The sequence below is a fragment of the Halobacteriovorax marinus SJ genome (genome assembly GCF_000210915.2).
Classification (GTDB): Bacteria; Bdellovibrionota; Bacteriovoracia; order Bacteriovoracales; family Bacteriovoracaceae; genus Halobacteriovorax; species Halobacteriovorax marinus.
On the sequence record NC_016620.1, the window covers coordinates 1,847,100 to 1,860,156 of the forward strand.

Consider the following 13,057-nt stretch of genomic DNA (forward strand, 5'->3'; position numbering starts at 1 on the left):
ATAAAAAGAAAAGAGCACCTAAATCCCTGAAACTAATGAACTTAGACTTTTATTCATAATTCTTCTAACAAGTAGTGTTAATATGTCTCATCTTAAGCCGTAGAGGTTCTAAGAATAAGTACCCCATCGCTGGAGTAGATATGAAGAACGAATACTATGATGAGACATTTTTGGAAACACAGAAGAATACTCTTCTACAAATGAAGATGAATATTCTAAACCATATGAAGACTCATGCAATTGATGAAATTGCGCCAGATAGAGATCAAATCGTAGAAGACGTCGATCAGTCTCAAATTCTTATGGCACAGTCACTTAGTATGGGATTAAGAGATAGAGAGCTTTCAAGACTTAGGCAAATTGAAGAGGCCTTAGCAAAATTTGAAGATGGTAGCTATGGACTCTGTGAAGAGACTGGTGAGCCAATTGGAAAGAAGAGACTGGAGAAGATCCCTTGGGTAAAACTCTCCATTGATGCTCAAGAAGAGATTGAAAGAACTCTTAGGGCAGCCTAGCTGCTTTTAACACTTATATTTACGCATAAAAAAAGCCCCTTTTATAAGGGGCTTTTTCTTTATTTAAATGATCTTAATCAAATTAAGCTTTAGTGAACTTGATAACTTCAACTGGACAGGCCTCAGCAGCTTCCTCAACCAGAACACCATTATCAAGAGGAGCTCCAGGACGGATGATACAGCTATCATCAGTAACTTCGAAAACCTCTGGGTAAATCGCTTCACAAGCATCACATACAATACAACCTGGCTCAATCCAAACTTTGCTAACGGCAAAGTTCTCAACAGGAGCAGCATCGGCTGCTGAACCAGCGAATGCACCAGCAAACTCAGGGTTAGAAGCAATCTTAAGTGCTTTATTTGAAGCTGGAAGAGGTTCAGCAATAAAGCTTCTCTTCGGTGTATGATAAAGTGGCTTAGCATAGTTAAGAGCATTATCTTCGTTGAACTTCTCTACGTCACCTGTAGCGGCATCGTATAGAGACTTAAATCTCTTTGCCTTGAACATAAAATGGTGAACAAGTGCATCTTTACTGGCCGTAAGCTCAACCTCAACAGAAGCAGCATCGTTATTACAAGCTCCTAGAAGCTCTTCTAAGTTCTTTCCAAAATCGAGGTCTCTAGCAAATGTAGAACTTGCAGCATCGAATGTTCTCGTAACATCAACCTGAGTTGGATTACTGAATGGGTTATAAAGTCTTAAACGAATAGAATCAAATTTAGCAGGCTCTCTAGAGCTATTCCACTTAAGTGAAAAAGCAAATCCATTAGAATCTTTAGCAGTTTTTAAAATAGTAAACTTAGGTCTCGCAAATAAGAAATGAAATGCTCCAGATAATAAACTAAAGACACCCACTGTAATTACTAGACCAACACCAGCTAAAAGCGCAACTCCCATTGCAATGAAGGTTGTATTCACCTAACACTCCCTGTATTAAGAAATTGAGATATCTGATATCCCAAAGTTGTATTTTAATTTCTAATTATTATAACTCTAATATAAACATTTTGAAGGACTTAGCCAACCTGTTTTAAGTGGCTTAAGCTAGTTTTTTTCTAGCGGTGTTATACCAAGTCCAACTTTTGTTCTCAATAAATTGTCTTCAACCATCCCTAGACCAAGTAATTCGCCTTCAAATAAGCACCAGTAAAGCCCCTCATCTGCTTCCTTAGGCAGGGGAAGGCCGTTAAAGAACTTATGCCCTTCGTCACTTGATAGCTCGATAGGTGAAAACTCTAGGCAGCGATCAACCCTCTGAGCGTATTTTGAAAGCTCATATTCCTCACCTCTTGTAGGCCAATTTTCTTGAGTAATAGAGTTCGATATATGAGCAGGCCCAATGGACTCTCTAACTAAAGACTTGAGAGCACCGTGAGTTCCTAGCTTCTTAGCGATATCCTCAAATAAAACTCTTATATAAGTTCCAGAACTGGCCGTGACTCGAATTGTGAGCGAAAGTTCATCAAGCTTAACTAGCTCAAGCGAGTGAATAAATCGCTGGACTGGAGGCTTCTCAATAATAACACCCTCTCTGGCCCACTCATAAAGGGCCTTTCCCTTATGTTTGGTCGCGGAGAATGCAGGAGGACTTTGTAAGTAATCGCCCTTAAGGTCATCTAGAATACGAGCAAGGTCATCTTCAGCAAATGGACTAACCTCAGAGTGTTTCAGCTCACTCTCCTCTACTGTTAAATCTCCAGTAGGGCTCTCCACACCTAGTATACCTGTAGCAAGATAGGTTTTAGGGTATTGATCGTGAATATAATCATTGAACCTAGGAGCATTTCCTATGGCCACAAGAAGAACCCCTTCAGCAAAGGGGTCTAATGTACCAAAGTGGCCAATTTTTCCAAAGCCCTTTGGAAGATGATACTTGAAGTGCCTAATGACATCAGTAGATGTCATCCCTTCTGGTTTATAGACATTAAAAACTAAAGGGCCAAAACCTGGCCCTCCATTCTTAGACTTTCTCTGTGAGCGTGAACTCATGAAATGCCCTTTCCCTTCTTTGCTTCATCATCTAGGAGATCTTCAATTTTCTTTTCTTCATCGTATTGAGAATCATAGACAAAAGTTATCGTAGGAACATGTCTCATTTTTAAAAGTTTTGATAAATGAGTTCTAAGCTTTCCAGTAATTGCCAAGATAGCCTTCTTTGAGTCCCCTCTTCTAGAGGCGTCGAAAGTATCCCAGTAAAGCTTAGAATTAGATAGATCATCTGAGAGTTCAACCCTAGTTATACTAACGAAAGTTAAACTAGGGTCAGAAACAGATGTTCTTATAAATGCATTAGCTGCATTGAGTATTTTTTCAGAAAGAATATTCTTCTTACCAGAACTTGCGCCCAAGCTTAATCCCTTGCTTCCATTGAAGCTTCTTCCGCTTCAAGTGCTGCTAATTCAGCTGCTTCAGCCGCAAGCTTTTCTTCTTTGGCCACATCGTCTAAAGTTCTCTTCTTCTCAACTAACATATAAGCTTCGAATTGATCGTTAACTTTAATGTCAGTATATCCCTCAAGACCGATACCACACTCAAATCCATTTTTAACTTCTTTAACATCATCCTTAAATCTCTTAAGAGAAGACATTTTTCCGTCAAACATAATCTTCCCATTTCTAAGAAGACGGATATTACAACCAACTTTAATTTTACCATCAATAACTGAAGATCCAGCGATCGTTCCAATTTTTGGAACAACAAATGTATCTTTAACTTCTGCTCTACCGATGAATTCTTCAACAGTATCAGGATCAAGCATCCCTTCGATAGCAAGAGTTACATCATTGATAAGCTCATAGATGATTGAATATGTTTTAATATCGATTGATTTCTCTTCAGCTAATCTTCTCGCAGTTGTATTAGGTCTCATATTGAATCCTAAAATAAACGCTCCAGAAGAGTCAGCTAAGTTAACATCGTTATCATTGATAGCACCTACACCACCAGCAATAACTCTAACTTCAACTTCTGAGTTAGAAAGAGCAAGAACAGCTTGCTTAATCGCTTCAAAAGAACCTTGAACATCAGATCTAACGATAAGATTAAGTTCTTTAGTCTCTTTTCCGTCATCAGCGGCCATAGCAAAGAAGTCTTCAAGTGAAACTTTTGCTTTAGGAGTTTCTTCAAGTTTCTTTCTCTCAGCAACTCTATTGGCAACAATTTTCTTGGCTTCTCTTTCATTCTTTACAACATCTACAGATGCACCTGGAGATGGAGCTTCATCGAGACCTAGAATCTGAACAGGTGTCGAAGGACCCGCCTTAGATAATTGCTTACCAAGGTGATCTGTTAAGCTTCTCGCTCTACCAAAAGTTTCTCCTACTACTAGTGAGTCACCTTTCTTAAGAGTTCCAGATTGTACAAGAATTGTCGCTACTGGACCTCTTCCGTGTTCGATCTTAGATTCAATAACAACACCTTCTACATTACCTTTGTCACTAGCTCTAAGCTCTAACATTTCAGTCTGTAGGGCAATTGATTCTAGAAGATCATCAACACCGTCACCTTTAAGAGCAGAGATAGGAACAAATTGTGTATCCCCACCCCATTCTTCAGGAGTGATTCCAATATCGGCTAACTCTGATTTAATTCTATCAGGGTTAATACCTTCTTTATCCATTTTGTTAACAGCTACGATAATTGGAACACCAGCATTATTACAATACTTAACAGACTCTCTCGTCTGAGGCATTACACCATCATCTGCAGCAACAACAAGAACAACAAGGTCAGTTACATCAGCACCACGCTGTCTCATAGAAGCAAAAGCCGCGTGACCAGGAGTATCTAAGAATGTCAGCGTACTCTTACCGGCCTTAACTGAATAAGCACCAATATGCTGAGTGATCCCTCCGGCTTCTTCATTAACAACCTTTGCGTTTCTGATATGATCAAGAAGAGTTGTCTTACCATGATCAACGTGACCCATAATCGCAATGATTGGGTTTCTCAGTGGAAGCTTAGACTTATCTTCATCACTTAATTGTTCTTTACCAATAACTTTATCTTCATCAAAAGCAACGTTCTCAGCTCTATAATCATAGAGAGCTGCGATCTCATTTGCTAATTGAATACCAATGTAGTCTCCAGACTTGATAAGTAAGTTAATATCTAAACACTTATCAATCATATCTTTTAATTTAACTTTTAATTTCTTCGCTAACTGATCGGAAGTAGCACCGTCGTGTAGCTTTACTACTCTCTTTGATTCCTTAACTTCCGTAATCTCAGTATCTTTAGTTGGACCTGAGTAAGTCTTCTTTCTCTTAACCGTAGAGTAAACAGGACGACCTATAGTTCCGCCAAGAGCGTAACTCTTTAGTTCTGTATCTGCTCTTTCTTGAGTAAGGGCCTGAGACTTGTTAACGTTCTTCTTACCAGACATCATCGATGCAAGCGCACCCATTCTACCTTTAGAGACTTTCTTATCATCACTTGATTCTGAAGATCCTTCCTCTCCCTTTTTCTCAGGTGGAATATAGACTGGTGTGAACCTATGAGGTGCATCTGCGGCTTCTTGCTTAGCTTTTTCAGCGGCCTCTTTCTTGGCCTTAGCTTCAGCTTTTTCCTTCTCGATTTCCTCTTTAGTTTTTACGTGTTCAGTAGAAACAACTCTCAGTCCAAAGCCACTATCAGATTTCTCTTCAGGCTTCTTCTCTTCAACCTCAGGCGCAGAAGCTGCAACTTCCTCAACAGGAGTTTCAACTTTCTCTTCAACTTTTGGTTCTGGTGTTTCTTCTTTAACCTCAACTACTGCAGGCTTAACTTCCTTTGGTTCGGAGTCCCCTGAGCTCTTCTTGCGAATAACGCTCTTTCTTCGAACGACAGTCTTTTTCTTAGTTTCAGTTTCCTCAGAAGCAGGTTCTTCACTACTATCTGCTTTCGCAGCTGCTGCTTTTTTAACAACTTTCTTCTTAGTAGTTTTCTTTTTAACAACCTTCTTCTTAGTCTTAGAGCTAGAGGCTTTCTTCTCTTCTTCAGCAGAATTATATTCGGCCATAACTTGCTTTACTTCTTCATCAGAAAGAACAGTCATATGGTTACGAACAGAAAAGCCTTTATTCTTCAGTTCTTCAACTAAATCTAAAGCACCTTTATTCAATTCTTTCGCCAATTCAAATATTTTCATAGGCATTATGTGGACTCCCTATCCAAATTCTTCTTACTTAAGTTTAAATGCTGCTAACTCTTCACGGAGTCTTCTTTCAGCATCAGAGAACTTATCTTGTGATTCATCATCAGATTGTTCTTTATTAATAATTCCATGATACGCAGGAACTGCAGAAGCTGAAACCAGCTCTTCTTCCTCGTCAGCTTGAAGCTGAATATTACCAGCGTCGATAGCAGCGATAGTATCATTGATAATTCCAGTTGCTTGTTCAGCATCTACTTCAAGTAGCTCTGCTAACTCAGTGGCATCTGCCGCAGCAATATCACCAATCGCCTGAATACCATTTTGAACCATAACCTGGGCCAATGTATCAGTGATTGAAGAAATTTGAACAAGGTTCGCAACAGACTTCTGAATTCTTTCCTGAAGCTTAGTTTTAGATATGATATTAATCTTATATCCACTTAACATAGCTGCCAGTCTAACGTTTTGACCTCTTCTACCAATAGCGAGTGAAAGCTGATCTTCTTCAACAACAACATCCATCGTATGGTCTTCGTGATCAATTTGAATATTAGTGATCTCAGATGGTGCAAGTGCAGCTCTAGCAAATGTATCTACATCATCGGCCCACTTAACAATATCAATTTTCTCACCCTGTAACTCATTAACAACGTTTTGAACTCTAGAACCCTTCATACCAACACAAGCACCAACTGGGTCAATATCTTTATCAACTGAAGTCACAGCAATCTTAGCTCTTTGACCAGGCTCTCTAGCTGCTGACTTAATTTCAATTGTTCCATCTTGAATTTCTGGAACTTCAAGTTCAAATAATTTAACAAGAAAGAGCGGAGATGTTCTTGATAAACGGATCTCAGGTCCTCTATTCGTCATAACAACTTCAGTTAAGAAGGCCTGAATTCTATCACCAGGCTTGAAGTTCTCACCAGGGATAACTTCTCTTCTAGAAAGAACTGCATCGGCCTTACCAAGGTCAACTACAATATTCCCTCTCTCGTATCTTCTAGCGATACCCGTAACAAGCTCACCTTCTTTATGCTTAAATTCAGCAAAGAGAATCTCTCTTTCAGCGTCTCTAACTTTTTGGAAGATAATTTGACGAGCAGTTTGAACATCAACTCTAGAGAAGTTAGGGTTTTCAATCTTGATACCAATCTGATCACCAATCTCAACTTCTTCATCTAGTTCTTTTGCATCAGCAAGCGTGATCTCAACAATTGGATCTCTTACTTCATCTACAACGTTCTTATATTGGTAGATTTCAATATCATCATCACCATCATTATATCTAGTTTCGTACTCACCTTGAATTCCGTACTTTTTTCTAGCAGTTACTAAGAAAGCTTGTTCTACCGCTTTTACAACGATATCTTTTTCAATCCCTCTTTCTTTACCGAGAGTTTCAATTACCCTACCTAGTTCAGAAAACATTTTTTACCTTCCTTTGAGTTGGCCCTAAACCTATTCGAGATTAAGCTCGGGCTCTAAATTTGCTTTTTTTATATCTTCGTATTTTAAAGTTAATTCATAATCATGGCTTAAAACCGTAATTGTTTCTTCAGTCACTTTTAAAAGCTTCCCAAGAATCTTTCTCTCTCCCTGTAGGGACTTTGGAATCCCAGGGAATAGATCTTGAGTAAGACGAGCACGAATCGTAAATTGAATATCCTCTTCAAGTGACATTTCAAAATGTTCGATCTTGCTTAAGTGCCTAAACATCCCTGGAGAAGATACTTCGAGAGTGAGTTCACTAGGCATCCACTCTTCTTCCTCTATATAGGGAGTTAACGCCCTATCGAGCTTAGAACATTCTTCAAGAACAGCAGTCTTAGTCTCAGGATTCATAATAAAGACTCGCAAAGTATGCGAACCTTTCAAGTAGTCTAGATCGTAAATCTCTAAACCTAATTCTTCACAAAGTCTTGAACATAGCTCGTAGAACTTCTTTTCAACGCCTGTGCTTTCAGCTTTTAAAACCATTTAACCTACTAAATATAGCTACTTAAATTTGTAGCAATAAAAAAGGGAAGATTAAATCTTCCCTAGTTTCAATAAAAAATTAGAAACCATAGATTAGCAATCGAGATCATTTTCAATATCAATTGTAATCTAAATACTTAATATCAAGTTTCAAAACATTTGGCAAATATTGAAAATCTTATAAGTATATTTCCATTATATGGGCATCTGCACCATTTGAATAGAACTTTTTGTGCAAATGAATTTTCTTGAAGCCACACCTCTCATAAAGGGCTATCGCCGGCGCATTGAGAGTCTCAACTTCCAATATTGATCGCTCAAATCCCTGAACCCTAAACTGCACAAACGCAGAGCGCAATAACTCTTTTCCAAGGCCCTTTCCCCTATCACTCTGTGAAACAGTTATTTTTAATAGATGGGCGAGCTTCTCTAGTGGACTCATTAAAAACAAACAAAAACAAGTTACATCTACATTATAAAAGACAATATACTCATCAACGAGTTGGGCCTGCTCCCAACTCTTCTCACTCCAAGGAAAGGGGAATTGTGCACGGTCAAGAGCCTTGAGGTTCTCAAGTGTCTTGTGGTCAACTTCGCTAAGTTTTTGTCCCTTAATAATCATAGGAAGTAAATTTGAGAGGAAAGTCTTCGATTTACACCTGAATAGAAGATACGAATCTTCTCAAGGAGGTGAGCATCGAGGGCCACAGGAGTTCTTTGTCTGAGAAACCTATCCCTTAAAAGAAATTCACTGCGGATAAAGAGCTTTAAAACAGTACTTAGCTCACCAGACTTATTGCACTTCTTAAGCCCAATAGCATCTAGTTCACTTTCAGTAACTTCTACATTTATTGATGCCGAGTACATTAGAACCTTATTCAGTAGAAGTAGTTTTTGCAGTTGCTCTTGTCTTCTAGTTAGAACTTTATAGTCACCAACAAAAGGAGAAATACTTTCATAATCTTTCTTAGATAATTCGATACTTCTAACCAAGTAACTCTTCTCTCCTATACAGCGAAAAACTTCCAGCGGGCGCAAGAACTTATTAACATCACTGAGATAGAAGATCTGCTCTTCAATTTTAAAAATTGCTGTGTCAGAAATATTTTGGGCCAACGAAATTGGCCCAAAGATTGTCATAAGAAATATTATAATAAACTTCATGAAGTCTATTATACAGGAGAACTCAACTCAACGTTAGCAATAGTTTTATCGTCAACGTTTTTAGTCTCCATGTGGAATCTAATTTTTGCACTTGGATTGAAAGTATAACCGTCTTTTCCACGGATGATATACTTGCGCTTCTCCCCTTTAGCAGCTTTTGGCTCAATTAGCTTTCTTAGTCTAGAAACACTTGTATAAATAAGTTTGTCATGGATAAGTGGATTATATTCATCTTTCCATATTGACTTTGCAAGCTGTTCCTTATCAAAGTACTCACCTGGGTTCTTAGCAAGTAAGAAGAGTATCTCAAGAAGAACAAATCTATGCTTAAAGTCAATTGAACCAAGTGATCTCTCTTTAATCTTTCTATTATTTCTATCGAGATATAGATCTACACTTGAATCATTAACTTCTTCGATTTCACTTTTAAGAAGATTAGATAATCTTTTGAATACATTCGGATCGATCGATTCACTTGCAAGATTGAAGTACTCAAGCGCTCTATCGAAGTCACCCATATTCTTATAAACATTTCCTTTTCCAAGGAGAATATAACCAAATAAGTTCCAACACTTCTTAGTCTGAAGAGTTTCGTTGGCCAACTTAAAGAATTTTAGAGAGTTTTCAAAATCTTCGACCTCTAAATAAACCTTGGCCGAGAAGAGATACATCGCTCCACTCAAGTAATCTTTCTTAATAATAGCAAGAAGTTGATTAAGTTGGCTTAGATAATCAAGCGCACCTTTATAGTCTTTTCTATTATAGCAATTATTTGAAAGAGCTAAGAGAGTTTTAGCAAGGATATCAGGTTCATTTTCTTCTTTAGATTTCTTGTATGCGAATTGAAAGTTGTCATAGGCTTCTTGAAACTTTCCACTATAATTTTTTACGATCCCAACATTGTAGAAGTACTCAGCATTTAAACTGCCAAGAACTTTAGTAAGATCGTCTACTAGCTCTTCAGCGTGAGCAATATAGGCAGTGGCCTTTTCGTCGTCTAGCTTCTCAGAAGAGATTCTAATTAAGAAACCAAGAATTTTAAAAATGGAAAAGATATCTCTCGGTCTCTCTGCGCACTTTAGAGACTTTAAAAAGTTTTCTTCAGCGGCATCTAAATCAGATTTATCGTAATGTAGTTTACCTAGCTGATAAAATGATCTACCAATCTCCCTCTTAGAAAGAGAGTCATCTGTCGGTATAAATTGGTCATTGAACTCGTAGAATGCGATGGATGTATCGGCTTCTTGTTGCCTTGAATTCATCTCTAAGTTCTCGTTCATCATAGTTTATTCCCCGAAAATGGTTATCACCTTGGTAAATTGCGCAGCCTATTCAAGCACTTAAGAAGTGAGCTTGCAAGTTCATATCACGCTATAGCGCCATAAGTCAAAAAAGACTCGAAAAACATGTAATTTTTCTAGCTCTAACTCATTGATTAATGGAATTGTCGTTGGTAAAGTGTGAAATTATTATAAAACACTATTTTGAAGTAATTTCGGAGCTTTAACTCATGGCCAAATTTGACCTCGATACTATTAGACACTCAACTGCACACCTTATGGCCCAGGCCATCTCTAGAGTGTTCCCAGATACCCATATTCAATTTGGTATTGGACCAGTGATCGAGCACGGATTCTACTATGATGTGGACATGGATCACCGTCTAGTAGATGAGGACCTTGAGAAAATTGAAGCAGAAATGCAGAATCTTATTAAAGAGAATCTCTCTATTGAGAGAAAGGTCATGTCCAGAACAGAGGCCCTAGACTTTTTTAAGGACAAAAATGACGAATTAAAACAAGACCTCATCAATAGTTTTGAAGATGATGCTGAAATTTCTTGTTACCAACAAGGTGAGTTTATTGACCTTTGCCGTGGTCCACACGTTGAGAGCACTGGTCAACTACCAAAGTTCTTTAAGCTTTTAAATATTGCTGGAGCCTATTGGCGCGGAGATGAGAATAATAAAATGCTTCAAAGAGTATATGCCGCGTGCTTTAACGATAAGAAGCAATTAAAGGCGCACTTAAACTTTTTAGAAGAGGCAAAGAAAAGAGATCATAGAAAACTTGGTAAAGACTTAGAGCTCTTTCACTTCAACTCTGTTGCTCCAGCTTCACCATTTTTCATGCCAAAGGGAGCGTTTGTCTACAATAGACTTATTGAGTTCATGAGAGAAATCTACAGAAAGTATGATTATCAAGAAGTCATCACTCCACAGATCCTCGACTCCGATCTCTGGCACACAAGTGGACACTACGAACACTACAAAGAAAATATGTACTTCTCTAGAATTGATGAAAGAGAATATGCCGTTAAACCAATGAATTGTCCGTGCCATATGCTCATGTTCAAACACTATAAGTACTCTTATAGAGATTTACCTATGAGATATGCTGACTTTGGAAGGTTACACCGCTATGAAAAGGCCGGTGCCGTAACTGGTTTAACGAGAGTGAGAACTTTCTGCCAAGATGATGCCCATATCTTTATCGACATGGACGGAATTCAAGATGAGATCACAAAGCTTATGGAGATGTTCTTCATCTGTTACGAGCACTTTGGATTTACTGGTATAAAAGTTAATCTCTCTACAAGACCAGAGAAGAAGTCTGGTGACGATGCCACTTGGGATAAGGCCGAAAACGCACTAGAAGAAGCACTTAAAAAGAGTGGTCATGAATACTTTATTAAAGAAGGCGACGGAGCATTCTACGGGCCAAAGATTGACGTAGAAATTGCTGACGCCCTTGGAAGATATTATCAGCTTGGAACGATACAATTAGACTTTCAACTTCCTGAGAGATTTGGCCTAAGCTATACAAATGCGCAAGGAAATGACGAGAGACCTGTTGTTATTCACAGGGCCCTTCTCGGATCACTAGAGAGATTCTTTGGTGTCTATCTTGAACACGTTGCTGGCGTATTCCCATTCTGGCTCGCTCCAGAACAGGCCGTAATCGTGCCAGTAAATAATGAATTCCACCTAGACTTTGCAAATAAACTTCAAAGTGAATTATTTGCTATGGGTCTTAGAGTAAAAGTAGACGATAGAAATGAATCGATGGGCTATAAGACGAGACAAATTCAAAAGTCTAAGGCGCCATTCATGATCGTTATTGGCGACAGAGAGATGGAAAATAATAGCGTCTCTTTGAGAAAGCACGGCGAAAAGAAAACTGAATCATTAACGATTGAAGAATTGAAGAAGCTCTTCAGTGAACTTGATGCAGAATTTATACCTGCAAAATTGAGACAAAGTTAATGAAGAATATTCTGCTCTTATGCGGAGGCGGCGGTAGTGAACACGAAGTCTCACTACGCTCTGCCAATTATATCTACGACGAATTAGAGAAAGTTAATCTCTACAATGTCTTTAAAGTTGAAATCAAGGCCAATGGCGACCGAGTCGATCATCATGGCCAATTGTGCGAACTTAGAAAAGCGGGTGAACTCTATTACCCAAGTAGTGATCAAACCCATAAATTAGACTTTGCCATTCCTTGTATTCACGGTCCTCCGGGAGAGAATGGAGTCATTCAATCAATATTTGAATTAATGGGTCTTCCCTATTTGGGTTGCTCTCCAGAGCCTAGCCAAACGTGCTTTAATAAAGTGAGCACTAAATTGTGGCTCGATGCTCTGAAGGTTCCCAATACCCCCTATATTTATCTAAGCGATGAATCGAGAGAAAGTATTTCTGCTGCAGAAGAATTCTTCAACGCAAATAAAGACGTTTATATTAAAGCTGCAAGTCAGGGCTCCTCTGTTGGCTGTTACCATGTAACTAGTCTTGAGGATTTAGAGAGTACAATTCTCTCTGCCTTTAAGTTCTCTGAGTATGTTTTAATCGAAAGAACTCTAAAGGCCAGAGAACTCGAAGTAAGTGCTTTCGAATATAATAATGAAGTCGTCATAACGGCCCCTGGTGAAATTATTTGCCCAGATGGTTTTTACGACTACGATCAAAAATACTCAAATGACAGCGCTACTAAAACAGAGGTTAATGCCAAAGGTCTATCAGCAGAGCAAATCAATGATATTAAATCCTATTCGCTCAAGGCTTTCAAAGGTCTAAAGCTTAGACACTTATCGCGCATAGACTTCTTTCTTACAGAAGAGGGCAAAGTATATCTTAACGAGATCAATACTTTCCCAGGTATGACATCAATCTCTATGTTTCCAAAAATGATGGAAAATCATGGAGTAAAATTCTCAGAATATCTAAGAAAAATTATAGAGGAATCCACATAAGACTTAAAA

General features: G+C 38.4%; 12 protein-coding genes. 3 read left to right on the plus strand and 9 right to left on the minus strand.

The features are described from left to right. Positions 1–140 precede the first annotated feature (140 nt). Positions 141–515, plus strand: coding sequence for a TraR/DksA family transcriptional regulator (locus tag BMS_RS08775; protein ID WP_052590632.1), 375 nt, complete (start codon positions 141–143; stop codon positions 513–515). An 82-nt stretch (positions 516–597) separates the two neighbouring features. Here the strand turns inward: BMS_RS08775 and BMS_RS17740 are convergent, their stop codons facing one another. The 9 genes from BMS_RS17740 to BMS_RS08820 all read right to left on the minus strand — a co-directional run bounded on the left by BMS_RS17740 (position 598) and on the right by BMS_RS08820 (position 10,077). Further along, on the minus strand, positions 598–1,434 hold the full coding sequence (locus BMS_RS17740; protein WP_014244458.1) for a ferredoxin: 837 nt from the start codon (positions 1,432–1,434) through the stop codon (positions 598–600). 126 nt (positions 1,435–1,560) lie between these two features. Further along, complete coding sequence (locus BMS_RS08785) at positions 1,561–2,505, minus strand: tRNA pseudouridine synthase B (RefSeq protein WP_014244459.1); 945 nt, start codon at positions 2,503–2,505, stop codon at positions 1,561–1,563. After that, on the minus strand, positions 2,502–2,864 hold the full coding sequence (gene rbfA / locus BMS_RS08790) for a 30S ribosome-binding factor RbfA (protein ID WP_014244460.1): 363 nt from the start codon (positions 2,862–2,864) through the stop codon (positions 2,502–2,504). The genes BMS_RS08785 and rbfA overlap by 4 nt, the downstream gene beginning before the upstream one ends. Positions 2,865–2,866: 2 nt before the next feature. After that, the gene (infB, locus tag BMS_RS08795; RefSeq protein WP_157868264.1) at positions 2,867–5,644 is read right to left on the minus strand and encodes a translation initiation factor IF-2; all 2,778 of its coding nucleotides are present in this window, start codon (positions 5,642–5,644) and stop codon (positions 2,867–2,869) included. Between the two features lie 33 nt (positions 5,645–5,677). Then, positions 5,678–7,081 carry a transcription termination factor NusA gene (nusA, locus tag BMS_RS08800; RefSeq protein WP_014244462.1) on the minus strand — a complete coding sequence of 468 codons (1,404 nt, stop codon included), beginning with the start codon at positions 7,079–7,081 and terminating at the stop codon, positions 5,678–5,680. 30 nt (positions 7,082–7,111) lie between these two features. Next, on the minus strand, positions 7,112–7,630 hold the full coding sequence (locus tag BMS_RS08805; protein WP_014244463.1) for a ribosome maturation factor RimP: 519 nt from the start codon (positions 7,628–7,630) through the stop codon (positions 7,112–7,114). A 178-nt stretch (positions 7,631–7,808) separates the two neighbouring features. Beyond that, a complete protein-coding gene (locus BMS_RS16920) occupies positions 7,809–8,252 on the minus strand; it encodes a GNAT family N-acetyltransferase (RefSeq protein ID WP_014244464.1) in 444 nt (147 codons plus the stop codon). Next, a complete protein-coding gene (locus BMS_RS08815) occupies positions 8,249–8,794 on the minus strand; it encodes a hypothetical protein (protein WP_014244465.1) in 546 nt (181 codons plus the stop codon). The genes BMS_RS16920 and BMS_RS08815 overlap by 4 nt, the downstream gene beginning before the upstream one ends. A gap of 8 nt (positions 8,795–8,802) precedes the next feature. Beyond that, positions 8,803–10,077 (minus strand): winged helix-turn-helix domain-containing protein, encoded by a 1,275-nt coding sequence (locus tag BMS_RS08820; protein WP_044557449.1) that lies wholly within the window; start codon positions 10,075–10,077, stop codon positions 8,803–8,805. Positions 10,078–10,304: 227 nt separating this feature from the next. On the opposite strand from BMS_RS08820, the gene thrS reads away from it, so the two are divergent. Beyond that, positions 10,305–12,059 (plus strand): threonine--tRNA ligase, encoded by a 1,755-nt coding sequence (gene thrS / locus BMS_RS08825; protein ID WP_014244467.1) that lies wholly within the window; start codon positions 10,305–10,307, stop codon positions 12,057–12,059. Further along, on the plus strand, positions 12,059–13,048 hold the full coding sequence (locus tag BMS_RS08830) for a D-alanine--D-alanine ligase (protein WP_014244468.1): 990 nt from the start codon (positions 12,059–12,061) through the stop codon (positions 13,046–13,048). Before thrS ends, BMS_RS08830 begins: the two co-directional genes overlap by 1 nt. The last annotated feature ends 9 nt before the right edge of the window (positions 13,049–13,057 follow it).